The sequence below is a fragment of the Allorhizobium borbori genome, from assembly GCF_014196535.1.
Classification (GTDB): Bacteria; Pseudomonadota; Alphaproteobacteria; order Rhizobiales; family Rhizobiaceae; genus Ectorhizobium; species Ectorhizobium borbori.
Genome location: NZ_JACIDU010000001.1, coordinates 252,446 through 270,396, shown reverse-complemented (window position 1 = coordinate 270,396; position 17,951 = coordinate 252,446). Strand labels below are relative to the sequence as shown.

22 protein-coding genes, 1 tRNA gene and 1 pseudogene are annotated in these 17,951 nt (G+C 63.6%); 20 read left to right on the top strand and 4 right to left on the bottom strand.

The genetic code is table 11. The annotated features are described in order from the left end of the window. Positions 1 to 2 precede the first annotated feature (2 nt). From trbK-alt to GGQ66_RS01280, 6 genes are read left to right on the top strand one after another with little or no spacing between them, the layout of a single operon-like run. Positions 3 to 290 (top strand): putative entry exclusion protein TrbK-alt, encoded by a 288-nt coding sequence (trbK-alt, locus tag GGQ66_RS01305; RefSeq protein ID WP_125334598.1) that lies wholly within the window; start codon positions 3 to 5, stop codon positions 288 to 290. A gap of 2 nt (positions 291 to 292) precedes the next feature. Further along, the gene (gene trbL, locus GGQ66_RS01300; protein ID WP_125334597.1) at positions 293 to 1,669 is read left to right on the top strand and encodes a P-type conjugative transfer protein TrbL; all 1,377 of its coding nucleotides are present in this window, start codon (positions 293 to 295) and stop codon (positions 1,667 to 1,669) included. Next, positions 1,666 to 2,355, top strand: a complete 690-nt coding sequence (gene trbF, locus GGQ66_RS01295; protein WP_125334596.1) for a conjugal transfer protein TrbF — start codon at positions 1,666 to 1,668, stop codon at positions 2,353 to 2,355. Before trbL ends, trbF begins: the two co-directional genes overlap by 4 nt. Continuing rightward, positions 2,352 to 3,344, top strand: coding sequence for a P-type conjugative transfer protein TrbG (gene trbG / locus GGQ66_RS01290; RefSeq protein ID WP_125334595.1), 993 nt, complete (start codon positions 2,352 to 2,354; stop codon positions 3,342 to 3,344). Before trbF ends, trbG begins: the two co-directional genes overlap by 4 nt. After that, entirely contained in the window at positions 3,341 to 4,477 is a 1,137-nt protein-coding gene (locus GGQ66_RS01285; RefSeq protein ID WP_125334594.1) for a TraB/TrbI/VirB10 family type IV secretion system protein, read from the top strand. The genes trbG and GGQ66_RS01285 overlap by 4 nt, the downstream gene beginning before the upstream one ends. A 2-nt stretch (positions 4,478 to 4,479) precedes the next feature. Continuing rightward, complete coding sequence (locus GGQ66_RS01280) at positions 4,480 to 4,701, top strand: DUF2274 domain-containing protein (protein WP_125334593.1); 222 nt, start codon at positions 4,480 to 4,482, stop codon at positions 4,699 to 4,701. A gap of 77 nt (positions 4,702 to 4,778) precedes the next feature. Here GGQ66_RS01280 and GGQ66_RS01275 read toward each other — a convergent pair whose 3' ends face one another. After that, entirely contained in the window at positions 4,779 to 5,063 is a 285-nt protein-coding gene (locus GGQ66_RS01275; RefSeq protein WP_125334592.1) for a hypothetical protein, read from the bottom strand. Positions 5,064 to 5,281: 218 nt separating this feature from the next. Between GGQ66_RS01275 and GGQ66_RS01270 the strand changes: the two genes are divergently transcribed. The 4 genes and pseudogenes from GGQ66_RS01270 to GGQ66_RS23300 form a co-directional block, all read left to right on the top strand. After that, entirely contained in the window at positions 5,282 to 5,602 is a 321-nt protein-coding gene (locus tag GGQ66_RS01270) for a hypothetical protein (RefSeq protein WP_125334591.1), read from the top strand. Further along, positions 5,599 to 5,952: a toxin-antitoxin system TumE family protein gene (locus GGQ66_RS01265; protein ID WP_125334590.1), complete on the top strand. Its 354-nt coding sequence runs from the start codon at positions 5,599 to 5,601 to the stop codon at positions 5,950 to 5,952. The genes GGQ66_RS01270 and GGQ66_RS01265 overlap by 4 nt, the downstream gene beginning before the upstream one ends. After that, on the top strand, positions 5,949 to 6,338 hold the full coding sequence (locus GGQ66_RS01260) for an HVO_A0114 family putative DNA-binding protein (protein ID WP_125334589.1): 390 nt from the start codon (positions 5,949 to 5,951) through the stop codon (positions 6,336 to 6,338). The genes GGQ66_RS01265 and GGQ66_RS01260 overlap by 4 nt, the downstream gene beginning before the upstream one ends. Next, positions 6,335 to 7,375 (top strand): annotated as a pseudogene (locus tag GGQ66_RS23300) (recombinase family protein); the annotation flags it as partial. The gene GGQ66_RS01260 and the pseudogene GGQ66_RS23300, both read left to right, overlap by 4 nt. Positions 7,376 to 7,951: 576 nt before the next feature. Here GGQ66_RS23300 and GGQ66_RS01250 read toward each other — a convergent pair. Then, positions 7,952 to 8,041: transfer RNA gene (locus GGQ66_RS01250), tRNA-Ser, on the bottom strand. 204 nt (positions 8,042 to 8,245) lie between these two features. Between GGQ66_RS01250 and GGQ66_RS01245 the strand changes: the two genes are divergently transcribed. Both GGQ66_RS01245 and msrA read left to right on the top strand, forming a co-directional pair. Beyond that, positions 8,246 to 8,554, top strand: a complete 309-nt coding sequence (locus GGQ66_RS01245) for a hypothetical protein (protein ID WP_183788588.1) — start codon at positions 8,246 to 8,248, stop codon at positions 8,552 to 8,554. A gap of 17 nt (positions 8,555 to 8,571) precedes the next feature. Then, positions 8,572 to 9,222 (top strand): peptide-methionine (S)-S-oxide reductase MsrA, encoded by a 651-nt coding sequence (gene msrA / locus GGQ66_RS01240; protein WP_183788586.1) that lies wholly within the window; start codon positions 8,572 to 8,574, stop codon positions 9,220 to 9,222. Here msrA and GGQ66_RS01235 read toward each other — a convergent pair. Beyond that, complete coding sequence (locus GGQ66_RS01235; protein WP_183788584.1) at positions 9,197 to 9,481, bottom strand: hypothetical protein; 285 nt, start codon at positions 9,479 to 9,481, stop codon at positions 9,197 to 9,199. The two genes, msrA and GGQ66_RS01235, sit on opposite strands and share 26 nt — an antisense overlap. Between GGQ66_RS01235 and GGQ66_RS01230 the strand changes: the two genes are divergently transcribed. From GGQ66_RS01230 to deoA, 8 genes are all read left to right on the top strand, one after another. Then, on the top strand, positions 9,459 to 10,454 hold the full coding sequence (locus tag GGQ66_RS01230; protein ID WP_183788582.1) for a BMP family lipoprotein: 996 nt from the start codon (positions 9,459 to 9,461) through the stop codon (positions 10,452 to 10,454). The two genes, GGQ66_RS01235 and GGQ66_RS01230, sit on opposite strands and share 23 nt — an antisense overlap. 81 nt (positions 10,455 to 10,535) lie before the next feature. Further along, the gene (locus tag GGQ66_RS01225; protein WP_183788580.1) at positions 10,536 to 12,047 is read left to right on the top strand and encodes an ABC transporter ATP-binding protein; all 1,512 of its coding nucleotides are present in this window, start codon (positions 10,536 to 10,538) and stop codon (positions 12,045 to 12,047) included. Positions 12,048 to 12,054: 7 nt separating this feature from the next. Further along, a complete protein-coding gene (locus tag GGQ66_RS01220; RefSeq protein ID WP_183788578.1) occupies positions 12,055 to 13,158 on the top strand; it encodes an ABC transporter permease in 1,104 nt (367 codons plus the stop codon). A 10-nt stretch (positions 13,159 to 13,168) separates the two neighbouring features. Then, entirely contained in the window at positions 13,169 to 14,140 is a 972-nt protein-coding gene (locus tag GGQ66_RS01215; protein ID WP_183788576.1) for an ABC transporter permease, read from the top strand. A gap of 1 nt (position 14,141) precedes the next feature. Further along, entirely contained in the window at positions 14,142 to 14,534 is a 393-nt protein-coding gene (locus GGQ66_RS01210) for a cytidine deaminase (protein ID WP_183788574.1), read from the top strand. After that, positions 14,531 to 15,337 carry a purine-nucleoside phosphorylase gene (locus GGQ66_RS01205; protein ID WP_183788571.1) on the top strand — a complete coding sequence of 269 codons (807 nt, stop codon included), beginning with the start codon at positions 14,531 to 14,533 and terminating at the stop codon, positions 15,335 to 15,337. The genes GGQ66_RS01210 and GGQ66_RS01205 overlap by 4 nt, the downstream gene beginning before the upstream one ends. After that, positions 15,334 to 16,104 carry a deoxyribose-phosphate aldolase gene (deoC, locus tag GGQ66_RS01200; protein ID WP_183788569.1) on the top strand — a complete coding sequence of 257 codons (771 nt, stop codon included), beginning with the start codon at positions 15,334 to 15,336 and terminating at the stop codon, positions 16,102 to 16,104. Before GGQ66_RS01205 ends, deoC begins: the two co-directional genes overlap by 4 nt. A gap of 7 nt (positions 16,105 to 16,111) precedes the next feature. Next, entirely contained in the window at positions 16,112 to 17,419 is a 1,308-nt protein-coding gene (gene deoA / locus GGQ66_RS01195; RefSeq protein ID WP_183788567.1) for a thymidine phosphorylase, read from the top strand. Here deoA and GGQ66_RS01190 read toward each other — a convergent pair whose 3' ends face one another. Continuing rightward, positions 17,420 to 17,944, bottom strand: a complete 525-nt coding sequence (locus GGQ66_RS01190) for a TIGR02281 family clan AA aspartic protease (RefSeq protein WP_183788564.1) — start codon at positions 17,942 to 17,944, stop codon at positions 17,420 to 17,422. Between the last annotated feature and the right edge of the window lie 7 nt (positions 17,945 to 17,951).

The window sequence follows — 17,951 nt, the reverse complement described above, 5'->3', positions numbered from 1 at the left end:
CCATGGACGGCAAGATGCTGGCCCGCCTCGGGGCCGTGGTGTTCGTCGCCATCGCCGTCACGGCGACCGCAATCGACATGGCGCGGAAGGACGAACCTTCCGCGCCGCCTCCAGCGCCGGCCCTCGCGCAGCCGACCGATCCCTTGCGCGAAACTCTGCGCCGCTGCCAACAGCGCGGCGAGGCAGCCGCCAGCGATGCCGGCTGCCTCGCCGCATGGGCTGAATCCCGTGACCGTTTCCTCGGCCGCACGCCAGCACCCACGACGCCGCAATCCGGCGAAGGACGCTGACCATGAACAATACGGGCGTCATCGACAATTTCCTCGGCGTATTCACCCGCTACATCGACAGCGGTTTCGGCCTGCTCGGCGGCGAGGTCGCCTTCATCGCCACCACCTTGATCGTCATTGACGTGACGCTCGCCGCGCTTTTTTGGGCATGGGGCGCGGATGACGACATTATCGCGCGGTTGGTCAAGAAGACCCTGTTCGTCGGCGTCTTCGCCTACATCATAGGCAACTGGAACAACCTCGCGCGCATCGTCTTCGAGAGCTTCGCCGGCCTCGGCCTCATGGCGTCCGGCACCAGTTTTTCGGTTGCCGACTTGATGCGGCCGGGCCGCGTCGCACAGACCGGCCTCGACGCCGGCCGCCCGCTGCTCGATTCCATTTCCAGCCTCATGGGCTGGATCGCCTTCTTCGAGAACTTCATCCAGATCGCGTGCCTGCTGTTTGCGTGGGCGCTGGTGGTGCTGGCCTTCTTCATCCTCGCCATCCAGCTTTTCGTCACGCTGATCGAGTTCAAGCTGACGACGCTCGCCGGCTTCGTGCTGATCCCCTTCGGACTCTTCGGCAAGACCGCCTTCATGGCCGAAAAGGTGCTCGGCAACGTGGTGTCGTCCGGCATCAAGGTTCTGGTGCTCGCCGTCATCATCGGCATCGGCAGCACCTTGTTTTCCCAGTTCACGGCCGGTTTCGGCGGGGCGACCCCGACCATCGACGACGCCATGGCGATTGTGCTCGCCGCGCTGTCGCTGCTCGGCCTTGGCATCTTCGGCCCCGGCATCGCCAACGGCATCGTGTCGGGCGGGCCGCAGCTCGGCGCGGGCGCGGCCGTGGGAACCGGCCTCGCTGCCGGCGGCATGGTGCTTGCCGGAGGTGCGGCGGCCGGTGGCGGGGCCATGCTTGCCGCCAGAGGTGGCGCTGCTGCCCTGTCCGGTGGAGCCGCGGCCGTTCGCGGCGGCGCGACCGCCGCGGGCGCGGCGGGCGCTGCCTATAGCCTCGGCTCGCTCGGCCAGACCGGCGCGGCCGGCGTCGCTTCCGGTCTCGGCGGCGTCGCCCGCGCCGCAGGCTCGGCCGCCATCTCTCCCCTTAAACGCGCCGCTTCCCAAGCAGGCGAAAGCGTCAAATCCAGCTTCTCCGCTGGCGCTAAGGCCGGATTCGGCGCGTCGGGCGGCAGCTCCACCATGGGCACGGTCGGCGGCGCAACCACCGACACAGCCGCTGCCGCGCCGTCAGGGGCGAGCGGCAGTCCGCCCGCTTGGGCGCAGCGGATGCGGCGCTCACAGGCCATGAACCACGGCGCGACCATGACGGCCCATGCGGTGCGGTCGGGCGACAGCCACGGCTCCGGTTCCTCCATCAACCTTTCCGAAAGTGACCGCTCATGAGCATCTTCAAACGACCATCGACCCACTACGGCAAATCGCCCGAACCCGAGACACCCTATCAAAAGGCCGCACAGGTCTGGGACGAGCGTATCGGCTCGGCCCGCGTTCAGGCGAAGAACTGGCGCTATATGGCGTTCGGTTCGCTGATCCTTTCGGCCGGCTTCGCCTCGGCGCTGGTCTGGCAGTCCGCGCGTGGGACCGTGGTGCCGTGGGTGGTGCAGGTCGATAATCTCGGACAGGCGCAGACCGTCGCGCCGGCCGTTGCCGACTATCGCCCGACCGACCCGCAGCTTGCGTTCCATCTCGGCCGCTTCATCGAGCAGGTTCGCGCGATCCCGGCCGACGCGATCATTGTCCGCCAGAACTGGCTTCGGGCTTATGAATGGACCACGGATCGCGGTGCGGCGGCGTTGAACGATTACGCAAGGGCGAATGATCCCTTTGCCAAGGTCGGCCGTCAGCAGATCGCCGTCGAGGTCTCGAGCGTCATCCGGGCCTCCCCCAACAGCTTCCGCGTCGCGTGGACCGAACGCCATTACGAGAACGGCCAGCTTTCCAGCACCGAGCGATGGACGGCCATCCTCACCATCGTCATCCAGCCGCCGCGCAATACCGAGCGGCTGCGCGCCAATCCGCTCGGCATCTACGTCAATGCAATCTCGTGGTCGCGGGAGATGAGCCAATGACTCACGCGATCAGCAAACCGGCCGTCTCCGCATTGCTCCTGTCCGCAACCATGCTGGCGGGCTGCGCCACCAACCGGACGCCGCAATTCAGCTACGACGCCAGCGTGCCGCCGCTGCCGACCGTGCAGACCACAGCAGCCGACAACACGCCCCGGCCGTTGCATGTGCCCCCGGCATGGACTGTGGCGCGGGGCGGACAGGCAGCGGGAACGCCGGCAGGCCGCGTCGAGAACGCCAATGCGGCCGCCCGCGTCGAGCCGCGCCGCGAAGGCTATTACAACGCCATACAGGTTTTCCCTTGGAGCGAAGGCGCGCTCTATCAGGTCTATGCCGCAGTCGGGCAGATCACGACCATTGCGCTGGAGCCGGGCGAAAGCCTGACCGGCGCGGGGCCGATCGCGGCGGGCGACACCGCCCGCTGGATCATCGGCGACACCGAGAGCGGCAACGGCGCGAACCGCCGCGTCCATATCCTCGTGAAGCCGACGCGCCCGGACATTTCCACCAACCTTATCCTCACCACCGACCGCCGCACCTACATGATCGAGCTTCGCGCGCGGGAATCGCTCTACATGCCGGCCGTGGCATGGGCCTATCCCGCAACGCCCGGCCAGCGCCAGACCGTCCCGGCCGCGCCGATCATCCCGGCCGAGGCCGCGCGGAACTATCGCTACGGCCTCACAGGAGACAGCCCGCCGTGGCGACCCATCTCCGTCTTCGACGATGGACGCCGCGTCTATGTCGTTTTCCCGGCCGGGATCGTTCAGGGCGAGATGCCGCCGATCTTCGTGCTCGGCACGGACGGCGAACCGCAGATCGTCAATTCCCGCATCCACCAGAACGTCCTGATCGTGGACCGCCTGTTCGGCGCGGCCGAGTTGCGCCTTGGCAGCGGCAACCGCCAGCAGATCGTCAGGATCGTCCGCATCAACCCGACGCAGGCCGCCGACGCGCAGCCCGCCAGCGCGACCGGAGGCTCCCCGTCATGACCGACAACACCATTGCCGATACCGCCCCGACCATGCGGCTGCGCGCCGAACCGCCGCGCGTCACCCGCCTGTCCCGCAAGATGCTGGCGGGCGTCGGAGCCGTCGCGCTTCTCGGCATCGGCGGCGCGCTGATCTATGCCCTCCAGACCCGCGACGGGGGACAGGGTAGCGAAGAACTCTATTCGACCGAAAACCGGCCCACGGCGGACGGTCTTGCCGGCCTGCCGCGCGACTATTCCGGCCCGGTGCTCGGCCCCGCGCTGCCCGGCGACCTCGGCCGCCCCATTCTCGATGCGCAGAACCGGGGACAGCCCGTCGCGCCGCCCGTCATGGCGACGCCCGCCGTCGATCCGGCAGAGGAACGTCGCCGCGCCGAGGAAGAAGCCGCGCGCTTGAGCAACGTCTTTTTCCAGTCCGGCCCGCGCACGGGAGCGACGGCCGGGACGGCCATGCCCGGCCTTGCCGGGCTTGGCCTCGGCGGGCAGCTCGCGACACAGGATCGCCACGCGGCGTTTCTCAATGGGCCGGTGGACCGGCAGACTGTTGCGCCGGATCGCGTCGCGCCGCCGGCATCGCCGTATATCCTTCAGGCCGGGGCCGTGATCCCGGCCGCGCTCATCACCGGCATCCGCTCCGACCTTCCGGGCCAGATCACCGCACAGGTGACGGAGAACGTCTATGACAGCCCGACCGGCTCGCTGCTCCTGATCTCGCAGGGGACGCGCATCATCGGCCAATATGATGACGGCGTGACCTTCGGCCAGCGCCGCGTGTTGCTGGTGTGGAATCGTCTGATACTGCCGGGCGGCCGTTCCATCGTCCTTGAACGCCTGCCGGGCGCGGACGCCAGCGGCTACGCCGGCCTTGAGGATGGCGTCGATTATCACTGGTGGGATCTGATGAAGGCCGCAGGGTTGTCCACGCTGCTTGCGGTCGGCACGGAGCTGGCCACCAGCGACGAGGACCGGCTGATCCGCGCCCTCCGCGACGGGGCGCAGGATACCGTCAATCAGGCAGGCCAGCAGATCGTGCAACGCCAGTTGCAGGTTGCGCCGACGCTCACCATCCGGCCCGGCTTCCCGGTCAGGATCATCGTCACCCGCGACCTTGTGTTCGCGCCGGCAGGAGGTTGACCATGACCAAGCTGAAGCTCGGCCCGCTGCCCGACGACAAGCCCGTGAAGGTCATGGTGGAGCTGCCCGCGCCGCTTCACCGCGATCTGGTCGCCTATGCCGAGGTGCTGGCCCGCGAGAGCGGCCAGCCCGCCGCCGATCCCGTAAGGCTGATCGTGCCGATGCTGGAGCGATTCATCGCTACGGATCGCGGGTTTGCAAAGGCGCGGCGAGGACGAAACTAGACAACTAATTTACGGAGCGATGGGGCAACGCATGGTCACTTCAAGGTCGCGTGAGACGCGCGGCGATTAGCTTGCTCTTAGGTTCCCCAGAAGCTGGCTACGAACTGAAGGACGCCACCAACGATAGAAAGCAAAAATCCAATGACCAAAAGCCAAATCTTTTGGGCTTTCTTGATCCATTTCGTAGAGCCATGACCGATAACAATATCACCGTGAGACTTCGACAGCTCCATGATGTTACTTTCGTGGATGCTCGCGACAGAGCCGAGCGCCTTAAGTATGCCCGTCACTCGCCAAGCGAGGAGCAACGATCCCCCCACCGAGCAAGCGGCGGCGATTCCTCTTAACAGATCAGCATCCATACTAATTGCTCTCCAAAATGACACACGCTCGCCCTCATAGAGCATCCGAGATTGTCGATTAACTTCCAAGTCCGCAAGGGCGAGCAAGTAGATCACAGGGGTGCCGCCAGCGCATCAATGCAAATGCGGCACGCTACAGGCTGCCGACTGCCCTCCATGGTTCGACTAATTCCGGGGCTTTCATCGCCCCGGAATCCACCAGAACCAAGGAGGATTCCATGTGCGCAGAGCGCCGCCGCGCCCGCAAAGGGCGACAACGACAGCCGGTCCCCGAGGCACTTCCCGACGATCTTTTCGACTATGCCGATGAACCCACGCCGGACGGCAGGGAGCGCCGCCGGTCGCCGCTTCGCATCGTCGATGTGGAGTCGCTGCCGGTCTTCGACGACTGGCCCGAGAAGGTGCCGATCACCGAGGAAGAACTGCAAATCTTCGAGCGGTATTTCGGCGACGTGCTCGACCGGCTGTTCGGCCCAATCGACGATCCTGACAATCAGGGCTTGCCACCATTAACAACAGATGGTAACAGTAAGTCATGAGCGAGGATCGTGACCCGAGCCTCTACACGCTTCTGGACCTCGACGGTCAGGTGCTCGTTGTCGATCCCGAGGGCGGCCATTGGGTGAAGTTCGTTGTCACCCGCGTTCCGGCATCACCGGAGAAGCCGCGCGGCCTCGATTACTCGCTCACGCTTCACGGGCCTTCGGGCGAACGGCTGGTCGGCTTCGATAACGCCCATCCGGTCGGCCGAGGCAGGAGGGGCGAGCCGATGGACCATCGGCACCGCCTCCAGACCGTGAAGCCTTACGCCTACGAGGATGCGGCCACGCTGCTGGCCGACTTCTGGCGGGCTGTGGACGCGGTGTTGAAGGAACGAGGCGTAACATGACCACATTGAAAGTCGGGATTGCCGACTATGACGAGATGAAGGCCCGCACCATGCGGATTGCCAAGGGCGAGGAAAAGCCCGCGCCCGGCGATCCGAAGGTGTGGTTCACGTCCACGGAATCCTTCGCGCAAATCCTGTCCAGCGGAAACCGCGAGCTGCTGCGCGTCATCGACGAGCAGTCGCCCGGCTCGCTGGAGGAACTGTCGCGGATCACCGGGCGGTCGAAGCCCAGCCTGTCCCGAACCCTCAAGACGATGGCGAACTACGGCCTTGTTCGCATGGACCCCGGCGAGGGCCAGAAGGTCGTTCCCAAGGTGTTGCATGATCGCGTGGCGCTGGAGCTGCCGCTGATCGAACGCCGGGCCGCGAAAGGAAGCGCGCTATGAATATGCAAAGTCCCCATGTCGCCTTGCGCGCCGCGCTCTATCTGCGTGTCTCCACGACGCGGCAGGCCGAGCATGACGTGTCGATTCCCGACCAGCGCAAGCAGGGCGAAACCTATTGCGCTTCGCGTGGCTACCAGCTTGTCGAAACCTTCGTCGAAGCCGGCGCATCGGCCACCAATGACCGCCGCCCCGAGTTCCAACGGATGATCGAGGCCGGCACGTCCAAGCCCGCGCCCTTCGATGTTGTCGTGGTCCATTCGTTCAGCCGGTTCTTCCGCGATCACTTCGAGCTGGAGTTCAACGTCAGGAAGCTCGCCAAGAACGGCGTCAAGCTGGTCTCCATCACGCAGGAGATGGGCGACGACCCCATGCACGTCATGATGCGGCAGATCATGGCGCTGTTCGACGAATACCAGTCCAAGGAGAACGGCAAGCACGTCATCCGGGCCTTGAAGGAGAATGCCCGGCAAGGCTTCTGGAACGGCTCCCTGCCGCCCATAGGCTACCGTGTCGTCGACGCCGAGCAGCGTGGCGCGAAGATGAAGAAGAAGCTCGAAATCGACCCGCTCCATGCCGACACCGTGCGGCTGATCTTTCGGCTTGCCTCGGAAGGCGACGGCACGTCTGGCCCGATGGGCGTCAAGAACATCGTCAGCTACTTGAACAGGCACCGCATGTTCACGCGCAGCGGCGGGCGTTGGGGTATCGGCCAGCTTCACCGTGTCCTGACCCGACGCACCTATATCGGCGAGCATCGCTTCAACCGCCGCTCCAACAAGGGCGTGGTGAAGCCCGAGGAAGAAATCGTCACCGTCCCCGTGCCGCCGCTGATCGACCTTGAGATATTCGAGGCGGTGCAGAACCGCTTGAAGGTCAACAATCCGAAGGTGACGCCGCCGCGCGTCGTCAGCGGGCCGAACCTGCTGACCGGCATTTGCCATTGCGGCAATTGCGGGGGCGCGATGACGCTGCGCACCGGCAAGAATGGCCGCTATCGCTATTACGCCTGCTCGATTCGGGCGCGGCAGGGCGAAACCGGATGCAAGGGCCGTGCGATCCCCATGGACAAGCTCGACCGCATCGTGGTCGGCCACATCCAGGAAAGGCTGCTGGACCCCGAGCGGATCGAAGACGTGCTCGCCTCGCTTCTGGATCGCCGGCAGGAGAGCGTCGAGCGGCGCAGCCAGCACATCGCCGAGTTGAACCACCGCGCCGCCGAGGCGGACATGCGCCTCAAACGCCTCTATGACGCTATCGAGTCCGGTTCGCTCGACCCGGCCGAAGCCGCACTCGGCGAGCGCATCGCGGGCCTTACCGCGCTACGGGATCAGGCACGGGCCGACGCCGAAAGGACCGAGGCCATGCTGAAAAGCTCGGCCCATCAGGGCCTCACGGGGGCAGCCGTGCGGGAAATGGCGAGCGAAGCCCGCACCCGGCTCCGGCTTGGAAAGGGCGGCTATCGGCGGGAACACGTCCGGGCCTTCGCCCAACACGTCGAGGTCGCGGACGACGCAATCTACATCAAAGGAAACAAAAACGTCCTGTTGAGGACGCTGGTAGCCACTGGAGGAGGGAAAACGGCGGGAATCGGCGTTCCCGGTTTTATACCGAAGTGGCGGACAGGGAGGGATTCGAACCCTCGGTACGCTTTCACGTACACACGCGTTCCAGGCGTGCGCCTTAAACCACTCGGCCACCTGTCCACAGGCTTTGCTGAATGCCTGTAGGGAGCAAATCAGCCGGTTCGGCGGGATATATACCGATGATTTTCAAAGGATCAACCTGAATCTGACGTTTTCTTGAAGGCTTCTGTGAAAAGACGTTTGAAGGTGGCATTGTCGCGGACGCCGGCTCATCCTATCTATAAGCGGGACGGGGGCTTCACGCGGCGGAAAGGCTTGGGTTTCATGCGGTTTCTTGCCCGATTCACGAGCTTTGCGGCGCTGGCAGCGGCCGTTGTCGTTGCGACCATCGATTCCATCCGTTTCGTCGCCACCTCGCTTCTGGAACCGCTGACCCTCAAGGTCGTTCTCGCCTGGTCAGGCATAGGGCCGGAGAGGCTTTCCGGCCTTTTGGGTGATTTTGATAACGGCCTGTTGGGCGTCGTGACGGCTCAGCCCGCCGCGTTTGTTTTTCTGGTGCTGTCGTTACTTTTCTGGATGGCGGGATATCGCCGCCCGAGGCCCTTCAAGCCGTTCGCCACGGCAGGGGCCTGATACTCTGGAGGAAAATCATGTTCGGTTTTTATGAAAAGAAGGTGGTCATGCCGACTCCGGAAGTAGCGCTTCCCGGTCGGGCAGACCCCATCCCCACGGCAACGAATCACTTCGTCAACGGTCACCCGCTCAAAGGGCCCTATCCCGATGGTTTCGAAACCGCCGTGTTCGGCATGGGCTGCTTTTGGGGTGCCGAGCGCCTGTTCTGGAAAATGCCGGGTGTCTGGGTCACTGCCGTCGGGTATTCCGGCGGCTTGACGCCCAATCCGACCTATCGCGAGACGACGACGGGACTGACCGGCCATGCCGAAGTCGTGCTTGTCGTCTTCGATCCCGCGGTCATTTCCTATGGTACGTTGCTCAAGACCTTCTTCGAGGAGCACGATCCGACGCAGGGTATGCGTCAGGGCAATGATGTCGGCACCACCTATCGCTCGACGATTTATACGACGACCCCGCAACAGGAGCACGAGGCGCTGGAAGCGCAGGACGCTTTTGCCGCAGCGCTGAAAAAGGCCGGCCATCGCAACCCGATCACCACGGAGATCGCGCCGCTCGGGCCGTTCTATTTCGCCGAGCCCGATCACCAGCAATACCTTGCCAAGGTGCCCGATGGTTATTGTGGCCTGAAGGGCACGGGCGTTACCTGCCCGGTCGCAAGGGATTGAAAGAAAAACGTTTTGGTTGTGATGCGTCAAAAACGCCGGTTCCGTTTGGGTCGGCGTTTTTGCGTATCCGGCAGCCTCGGCGCAAATCTTTACCAGTTGAAAAAAAGCGGATGAATTTTTGTTTTAGCCGTGCAAGACTGCCGCCAACCGCGCTCATGGCGGATTGCGCTGCGGCAGCGCCTTCCAGCGGGCGACGGGGGGAACAAGTTTCAACAGCGATGACAGGGCTGAAAAAAATGAAGAAAAGCTTTTTGACCATGCTGGCGCTTGCCGCGATGTCCACGACCGCACTCGCCGCCGATGTGAAGCCGGCGCTGGTCTATGGCACGGGCGGCAAGTTCGACAAGTCGTTCAACGAAGCCGCCTTTGCCGGCGCCGAGAAGTTCAAGGCTGAAACCGGCATCGAATACCGTGATTTCGAGCCGACCGGCGATACGCAGGGCGAGCAGGCCATCCGCAACTTTGCCAGCCGTGGCTATAACCCGGTTGTCGCCGTGTCCTTCGCCTGGACCTCGGCAATCGAAAAGGTGGCCGCCGAATTCCCCGACACCAAGTTCGTGCTGGTCGATTCCGTGGTGGAAAAGCCGAATGTCCGTTCGGTCGTCTATGCCGAGCATGAAGGCTCCTATCTCGTCGGCGTTCTCGCCGGCATGGCTTCGAAGAGCGGCAAGATCGGCTTCGTCGGTGGCATGGACATTCCGCTGATCCGCAAGTTCGAATGTGGTTATGAGCAGGGCGCACGCGCCGCCAACCCGAAGATCGAAGTGTTCCAGAACATGACCGGCACAACGGGTGCTGCCTGGAATGATCCGGTTCGCGGCGGTGAACTCACCAAGTCGCAGATCGATCAGGGCGCGGATGTGGTCTACGCCGCCGCCGGCGCCACCGGCCTCGGCGTTCTGCAGACGGCTGCCGATAACAAGAAGCTGTCGATCGGCGTCGATTCCAACCAGAACCACCTGCATCCGGGCTCGGTGCTGACCTCGATGGTCAAGCGCGTCGATCTCGCTGTCTACAATGCCTATGCTGATGCCAAGGCCGACAAGTTCACCGGCGGTATCGTCGCCATGGGCGTGAAGGACGATGGCGTTGCCTGGGCTCTGGACGACAATAACAAGGCGCTGATCACGCCGGAAATGCAGGCAGCCGTCGACAAGGCCAAAGCCGACATCATCTCGGGCGCGGTCAAGGTACACGACTATATGTCGGACAACGCCTGCCCCAAGTCCTGATCGAACTGAAATCCATCGCGAACGCGGGCGGGCTGCCATGCCCGTCCGCTTTCCGTTCCGTTCGTTTCGGGGGTATGCGGTTTGGTTGACGTTCCAGCCATTGAACTCATCGGGATCGACAAGCGGTTCGGTCTCGTTCACGCCAACAAGGCTATCGACCTGAGGGTCGGGAAGGGCTCGATCCACGGCATCATCGGTGAAAACGGTGCCGGCAAGTCGACGCTCATGTCCATCCTCTATGGCTTCTATCAGGCCGATAGCGGCGAAATCCGCGTGGATGGCAAGCCGATCCACATCCGCGACAGCCAGGCGGCGATCGCGGCTGGCATCGGCATGGTTCACCAGCACTTCATGCTGGTCGAAAATTTCACGGTTCTCGAAAACATCATGCTGGGTGCCGAAGGCGGCGCGCTGCTGCGCGGCGGCGTGAGCAGGGTGCGCAGCGAGTTGAAGCGTCTGGAAGAAACCTACGGCCTCGAAGTCGAGCCCGATGCGGTGATCGAGGAACTGCCGGTCGGTCTCCAGCAGCGCGTCGAAATCCTCAAGGCGCTTTATCGCGGTGCTGAAATCCTCATTCTCGATGAGCCGACCGGGGTACTGACGCCGGCCGAGGCCGACCACCTGTTCAGGATTCTCGCGCAATTGCGCGATCAGGGAAAAACGGTGATCTTCATTACCCACAAGCTGCGTGAGATCATGGCGGTGACGGATACCGTCTCGGTGATGCGCCGCGGTGAAATGGTGGCGACGGTGAAGACTGCCGAAACTTCAGTGGAGGAACTGGCCGAACTGATGGTCGGTCGCCGCGTTCTGCTCCGTGTCGAAAAGGGCCCCTCCGCGCCGGGCGATGTGCTGCTTTCGGTTCGTAACCTCACGGTCAAGGATAATCGCGGCGTCGTCATGGTCGATAACGTCTCCTTCGACGTTCGCGCCGGCGAGATTACCGGCATTGCCGGCGTGGCAGGCAATGGCCAGTCGGAACTGCTGGAAGCCATTGCCGGCATCCGCAAGCCGGTGTCGGGCGAGATTTTCGTCAACGGCCAGTCGCTCGCCAAGGCTGACCCGGCCTATCTACGCGAGATCGGGCTTGCCCATATTCCCGAAGACCGTCACCACATGGGCCTTGTGCTTCCCTTCGAGGAATACGAGAACGCAGCCCTCGGCTATCACCGCGATCCTGTTTACGGAAAGGGTCCGTTCCTTGATCTCGATGCGATGCGGGACGATGCCAAGGCCAAGATCGAGAAATACGATATCCGTCCGCCGGATTGCCGCCTGAAGACGGCGAACTTCTCGGGCGGAAACCAGCAGAAGATCGTCTGCGCCCGCGAGATCGAGCGCGATCCCAAGGTGCTGATCATCGGTCAGCCGACGCGCGGTGTCGATATCGGTGCCATCGAATTCATTCACAAGCGCATCATCGACATGCGCGATAGCGGCAAGGCGGTGCTGCTGGTGTCCGTCGAACTGGACGAAATCCGGGCGCTGGCCGACCGTGTGCTGGTGATGTTTGCCGGGCATGTGGTGGGCGAAACCGTGCCCAATGCCGATGAAAAGACGCTGGGCCTGATGATGGCCGGCATTGCCGCATGAGGCCCGCATGAGCACTGCTTCCGTCAAGCTGCCGAACTGGATCAATTACGGCCTGATGCCGCTTCTCAACCTCGCGGTTGCCTTCGTGATCTCGGGGCTGGTCGTCTGGCTGATCGGCGAGGACCCGTTCGAGGCGGTCTCGCTGATGCTGGAAGGCGCGCTGGGTAATGGCGAAGGCATCGGCTTTACCCTCTACTATGCCACGAGTTTCATCTTCACCGGCCTCTCGGTGGCGGTCGCCTTCCATGCAGGGCTGTTCAATATTGGTTCGGAAGGGCAGGCCTATGTCGGCGGTCTGGGGGCAGCGCTCGCGGCTTTGGCGCTCGACCACTATGTGCCGTGGTATGTGACCATGCCTGTGGCGGTCGCCGCCGCCGCCCTGTTCGGCGCGGCCTGGGCCTTCATTCCCGCCTGGATGCAGGCGAAACGCGGCAGCCACATCGTCATCACCACCATCATGTTCAATTTCATCGGCGCGGCGCTGATGGTCTATCTGCTCGTCAACGTGCTGATCGTGCCGGGCAAGATGGCGCCGGAAACCCGCACCTTCCTCGAGGGCGGGCAACTGCCGAAGCTCGACTGGCTGATGGCGCTGTTCGGCATGAAGCTCGGCCCCGCTCCCTTCAACGTGTCTTTCATCATCGCACTCGTCGCGGCCTTCCTCGTCTGGGTGCTGATCTGGCGCACCAAGCTGGGTTATGAGATGCGCACGCTCGGCATCAGCCCGTCGGCGGCGATTTATGCCGGCGTGCCTTACGTCCGCACCGTCATCATCGCCATGCTGATTTCCGGCGGTCTTGCCGGCATGATGGCGCTCAACCCGGTCATGGGGGCTTCCGCGCGCCTGCAGGTGGAATTCGTCGGTGGCGCAGGCTTCGTCGGCATTGCCGTGTCGCTCATGGGGCGCAGCCATCCGGTCGGCATCGTGCTCGCCGCCATCCTGTTCGGCATGCTCTATCAGGGCGGCAACTGGGTGTCGTTCGAAATGCCGAATATTACCCGCGACATGATCGTGGTCATCCAGGGCCTCGTCATCCTGTTCGCCGGTGCGCTGGAATTCATGTTCCGCCCGGCGATCGTGAAAATTTACACCCGGCTGGCCGGGGCTTGAGGAGGCAGGAATGGACGGCTTCGATATTTTCGTCAGCATCCTCGGCTCCACCATACGCCTGTCGATCCCGCTGATCTTCACCGCTCTTGCAGGGCTCTTTTCCGAACGCGCCGGCGTGTTCGATATCGGGCTGGAAGGCAAGATGCTGGCGGCGGCCTTTGCCTCGGCCTGCGTCGCCTATCTGACCGGTTCGGCCCTTGCCGGGCTGGGGGCAGGCATCGTCGTATCGATCCTGCTGTCGCTGGTGCACGGTTTCGCCTCGATCACCAGTCGCGGCAACCAGATCGTTTCCGGCGTGGCGCTCAACTTCGTTGCGGCGGGGCTCACCATCGTTCTGGGGCAGGCTTGGTTCGGGCAGGGCGGCCGCACGCCCACCTTGCCGACAACCGCGCGTTTCCAGCCGATCACGCTGCCGGGCGCCGATACGCTGCATGATGTGCCGATCCTCGGACCGTTCTATGCCAATGTCATTTCCGGCCATAATCTGCTGACCTACCTTGCCTTCCTCGCGGTTCCGGCCTGCGCCTGGGTACTTTACCGCACGCGCTTTGGCCTCAGGCTGCGTGCCGTCGGTGAAAATCCGGGGGCGGTCGATACGGCGGGCATTTCCGTCACGTGGCTGCGTTATCGCGCCGTCATCGTCGCCGGTTTCCTCTGCGGCTTTTCCGGTACTTACCTCGCCATCGCCCAGTCGGCGGCCTTCATCCAGAACATGTCGGCTGGCAAGGGTTACATCGCGCTGGCCGCGCTGATCTTCGCCAAGTGGAAGCCGGTGCCGGTGCTCTTCGCCTGCCTGCTGTTCGGCTTCCTCGATGCCATGGCCAATTTCATGCAGGGCAAGGCCATTCCCGGTATCGGCGAAGTGCCGGTACAGATTTTCCAGGCGCTGCCCTATGTGCTGACCTGCATTTTGCTCGCCGGCTTCATTGGCGTTGCCCGTCCGCCCAAGGCTGGCGGTGTCGCCTATACCAAGGAGCGCTGATATGGCTCACGATCTCTTCGAGGCGGCGCGCGACGCCATGAAATTCGCGCATGCCCCCTATTCGAAGTTTCCGGTCGGGGCGGCGATCCGCGCCGATGACGGCAAGATCTATACCGGCGCGAACATCGAGAACCTGTCCTTTCCGCAAGGGTGGTGCGCCGAACCGACGGCCATCGGCTGCATGGTCATGGGCGGAGCCAAGAAGATTGTCGAAATGGCGGTGATTGCGGAAAAGCTGGCGCTCTGCCCGCCCTGCGGTGGTTGCCGGCAGAAGATCGCGGAATTCGCCGATGCCGGCACGCGCATCTATCTCTGCGACGAGGCCGGTGTGCAGAAGACCCTGACCATGGACGAGCTTCTGCCCCTGTCCTTCAAGACGGATATTCTCGGATGAAGGACGTGACCGATCTGCTCGTCGACCGTCTCGATGGCCTGATGCCGCGCGTCGCGGTGGTACTCGGTTCCGGCCTCGGGCCGCTCGCCGAAGAGATTGATGTCAAGGTTCGTATTCCCTATGGCGAACTGCCGGGCTTTCCGGTCAGCCGGGTTTCCGGCCATGCCGGTGAGCTGATTGCTGGCCATATCGGGCGTGAACCGGTTCTCATGCTGTCGGGCCGGGTGCATTATTACGAAAGCGGCGATGCCCGCGCCATGCGCCGGCCCATCGAGGTTCTGGCGGGGCTCGGCGTCCAGTCCATCCTTCTGACCAATGCCGCCGGCTCGTTGCGGGAAGACATGCCGCCGGGGTCGGTCATGTCGATTACCGATCACATCAACTATTCCGGCATGAATCCGCTGATCGGCGAGGAAAACGATGGCCGTTTCGTCGGCATGACCACGGCCTATGACGAGGTGCTCGGCTATCGTGTGCGAGCATCCGCCGAAAAACTCGGCCTGCCCATCCACAAGGGCGTCTATATGTGGTTTTCCGGCCCGAGTTTCGAAACGCCGGCGGAAATCCGCATGGCGCGCATTCTGGGGGCGGATGCGGTGGGTATGTCCACCGTGCCGGAAGTCATTCTGTCGCGCTTTTTCGGGCTGCGCGTGGCCGCCGCATCGGTTATTACCAATTACGGTGCCGGCATGACCGGCGCGGAACAAAGCCACGAAGAAACAAAGGAATGGGCCCCCGCCGGTGGCAGGCGGCTGACTGCCATCCTGAAAGACATGATTGCCGAGGGAGGATTCGAGGCATGAGCGAGTTGAACCTCAGGGAAGCCGCCCTTCTGGCGCTGACCCTTCTCGATCTCACCAATCTCAAGGAAGATTGCACGGAAGCCGATGTGAAAGCGCTGTGCAAACGCGCCCGCACGCCCTTCGGCGATGTGGCCGCCATCTGCATCTGGCCGCGTTTCGTGGCTGCTGCGGCCGCCACGCTCGGCGATGGCAGCCCGATCCGCATCGCCACGGTTGTCAACTTCCCCTCCGGCGAAGAACCGCTGGCCGATGTGCTGGCGCAGACGGAACGTGCGATTGCGGATGGCGCCGACGAGATTGATCTCGTCATGCCCTACAAGGCGCTTATGGCGGGCGATGAAGCCGCCTGCGAGACTGTGGTGAAGGCGGTGCGCGGCGTCTGCCCCGATCCCGTCAAGCTCAAGGTCATCATCGAATCCGGTGAGTTGAAGGACAAGGCGCTCATTCGCCGCGCCTCCGAAATCGCCATTGCCGAAGGGGCGGATTTCATCAAGACCTCCACCGGCAAGGTCGCCGTCAATGCGACGCTCGAGGCGGCGGATACGATGCTGCACGCCATTCGCGATTCCGGCCGCAAGGTCGGCTTCAAGGCGGCGGGCGGCATTTCCACGGTCAATGACGCCGTGTTCTATCTCGATCTGGCCGACACTATTCGCGGGCCGGACTGGGCCATTCCCTCGACCTTCCGCTTCGGCGCCTCCAGCCTGCTGGATAATATCCTCGCCGTTCTGGCGGGTGGCCACCAGTCGACCGGCAAGGGCTATTGAGGGCGTCATGATCCCGCAGGAAATCATTCGCCGCAAGCGTGACGGGCAGGAACTGACCGGCGCGGACATCGCCGCCTTCATTGAGGGCCTGACGCGGGAAGCCGTTTCGGAAGGGCAGGTCGCGGCCTTCGCCATGGCCACCTTCTTTCGCGGCATGAGCCGCGACGAGGTGATCGCGCTGACGCTGGCCATGCGCGATTCCGGCGATGTGCTGACCTGGACGGATGCCGGCAAGCCGGTGGCGGACAAGCATTCGACCGGGGGCGTCGGTGATAATGTCTCGCTGATGCTCGCCCCCATCGTCGCCGCCTGCGGCCTTGCCGTGCCGATGATTTCCGGGCGGGGCCTTGGCCACACCGGCGGAACGCTCGACAAGTTCCAGTCCATTCCCGGCTACGACGTCATGCCGGGCGAGGACGTTCTGCGTCGCGTGGTGAAGGAGGTCGGCTGCGCCATTATCGGCCAGACGGGCGATCTGGCACCTGCCGACAAACGCCTTTATGCCATTCGCGATGTGACGGCGACAGTGGAGTCCATTCCGCTCATCACGGCCTCGATCCTCTCCAAGAAGCTCGCCGCCGGCCTCGAAACCCTTGTGCTCGATGTCAAATGCGGCAATGGCGCTTTCATGGCCCGCCAGGAGGATGCCGAGGCCTTGGCCCGCTCGCTGGTCGAGGTGGCGAACGGTGCCGGCGTCCGGACGGCGGCGCTTCTGACCGATATGAACGAGCCGCTGGCGGATGCGGCCGGCAACGCCGTGGAAGTGGCGAATGCCGTTTCCTTCCTGCGCGGTGAAAAGGCGGGAACACGGCTTGATGCCGTGACCTTCGCGCTGGCGGCTGAAATGCTGGTGCAGGCTGGTGTATTTGCAACGCACGATGCTGCGGAAGCTGCGGCCCGCAAGGTGCTTGCAAACGGTACCGCTGCGGATGTTTTCGCACGCATGGTGCATGCGCTCGGTGGCCCTGCCGATTTCATGGAGAAGCCCGAAGCCTATCTAGTGAGGGCGCCTGTCATTCTGCCGGTTCCCGCAAGGGCGAGCGGCTTTCTCTCGGCCTGCGAGACGCGCGATGTCGGTCTGGCCGTCCTGGAACTCGGCGGTGGCCGCAAGCGCCCGCAGGATGCCATCGACCATCGGGTCGGCTTTACCGATCTCCTGCCGCTTGGTGCGCGGGTGGAGAAGGCACAGCCCTTTGCCTTCGTGCATGCGCCTGATGAGGCGGCTGCCCGGAAGGCGATTTCCGCCTTGCAGGCCGCCTACACGCTGTCGAACGACACTCCCGGTGATCGGCCTGTTATCCTGACCCGGATGTAATCAGTTCGAAAGCTTCATCTGGCCGCCTTCCACCTTGTAGGAGGCGAGTTGCTTGAGGAAGCTGTTGCCGATCAGCGTGGTCGAGAGCGCGTCGTCCTTCAGCACGAGTGCGGTGACATTGCGCACGCGCACCTGGCCGATCTCGATGCGGTCGAGGGTCACGAGCGCGCCCATGGCCTTGCCATTGGCGGTGCTCACCGGATGGCGGAAATCGAGCGTGGCACCGCTGAAGCCGAGACGACGGGCGACACTTTCAGGCACAGAGACGAAGGATGCGCCGGTATCGACAAGCCCGTCGACGGCCTTGCCGTTCATTCGGAAGGAGCCGGAGTAATGGCCGCGATTGTCGGAGGCGAGCGTGGCGCTGCCGTTGAGCACCTGGGTATCGACATGAGCATCGGCGGCGGCGGCCATGGCCGGTGTCTCGGCCCGCGGCGGCGGCGCGAGGCGCTCCATATAGGACGGCACCTGTGTTGCAGCGACTGCCGTCAGACCGGCGATGAAAAGAAGGCTGCGCATCGTCATGAAGCTG

What these genes read in the sequence shown, in the direction of transcription:
- GGQ66_RS01285 (WP_125334594.1), top strand. Translation starts at nt 3,341, where the DNA reads ATGACCGACAACACCATTGCCGATACCGCCCCGACCATGCGGCTGCGC.
- trbF (WP_125334596.1), top strand. Translation starts at nt 1,666, where the DNA reads ATGAGCATCTTCAAACGACCATCGACCCACTACGGCAAATCGCCCGAA.
- deoC (WP_183788569.1), top strand. Translation starts at nt 15,334, where the DNA reads ATGAGCGAGTTGAACCTCAGGGAAGCCGCCCTTCTGGCGCTGACCCTT.
- GGQ66_RS01205 (WP_183788571.1), top strand. Translation starts at nt 14,531, where the DNA reads ATGAAGGACGTGACCGATCTGCTCGTCGACCGTCTCGATGGCCTGATG.
- GGQ66_RS01235 (WP_183788584.1), bottom strand. Translation starts at nt 9,481, where the DNA reads ATGGTCAAAAAGCTTTTCTTCATTTTTTTCAGCCCTGTCATCGCTGTT.
- GGQ66_RS01230 (WP_183788582.1), top strand. Translation starts at nt 9,459, where the DNA reads ATGAAGAAAAGCTTTTTGACCATGCTGGCGCTTGCCGCGATGTCCACG.
- deoA (WP_183788567.1), top strand. Translation starts at nt 16,112, where the DNA reads ATGATCCCGCAGGAAATCATTCGCCGCAAGCGTGACGGGCAGGAACTG.
- GGQ66_RS01245 (WP_183788588.1), top strand. Translation starts at nt 8,246, where the DNA reads ATGCGGTTTCTTGCCCGATTCACGAGCTTTGCGGCGCTGGCAGCGGCC.
- GGQ66_RS01220 (WP_183788578.1), top strand. Translation starts at nt 12,055, where the DNA reads ATGAGCACTGCTTCCGTCAAGCTGCCGAACTGGATCAATTACGGCCTG.
- GGQ66_RS01190 (WP_183788564.1), bottom strand. Translation starts at nt 17,944, where the DNA reads ATGACGATGCGCAGCCTTCTTTTCATCGCCGGTCTGACGGCAGTCGCT.
- trbK-alt (WP_125334598.1), top strand. Translation starts at nt 3, where the DNA reads ATGGACGGCAAGATGCTGGCCCGCCTCGGGGCCGTGGTGTTCGTCGCC.
- GGQ66_RS01210 (WP_183788574.1), top strand. Translation starts at nt 14,142, where the DNA reads ATGGCTCACGATCTCTTCGAGGCGGCGCGCGACGCCATGAAATTCGCG.
- GGQ66_RS01265 (WP_125334590.1), top strand. Translation starts at nt 5,599, where the DNA reads ATGAGCGAGGATCGTGACCCGAGCCTCTACACGCTTCTGGACCTCGAC.
- GGQ66_RS01270 (WP_125334591.1), top strand. Translation starts at nt 5,282, where the DNA reads ATGTGCGCAGAGCGCCGCCGCGCCCGCAAAGGGCGACAACGACAGCCG.
- GGQ66_RS01280 (WP_125334593.1), top strand. Translation starts at nt 4,480, where the DNA reads ATGACCAAGCTGAAGCTCGGCCCGCTGCCCGACGACAAGCCCGTGAAG.
- GGQ66_RS01260 (WP_125334589.1), top strand. Translation starts at nt 5,949, where the DNA reads ATGACCACATTGAAAGTCGGGATTGCCGACTATGACGAGATGAAGGCC.
- trbG (WP_125334595.1), top strand. Translation starts at nt 2,352, where the DNA reads ATGACTCACGCGATCAGCAAACCGGCCGTCTCCGCATTGCTCCTGTCC.
- trbL (WP_125334597.1), top strand. Translation starts at nt 293, where the DNA reads ATGAACAATACGGGCGTCATCGACAATTTCCTCGGCGTATTCACCCGC.
- GGQ66_RS01215 (WP_183788576.1), top strand. Translation starts at nt 13,169, where the DNA reads ATGGACGGCTTCGATATTTTCGTCAGCATCCTCGGCTCCACCATACGC.
- GGQ66_RS01275 (WP_125334592.1), bottom strand. Translation starts at nt 5,063, where the DNA reads ATGGATGCTGATCTGTTAAGAGGAATCGCCGCCGCTTGCTCGGTGGGG.
- msrA (WP_183788586.1), top strand. Translation starts at nt 8,572, where the DNA reads ATGTTCGGTTTTTATGAAAAGAAGGTGGTCATGCCGACTCCGGAAGTA.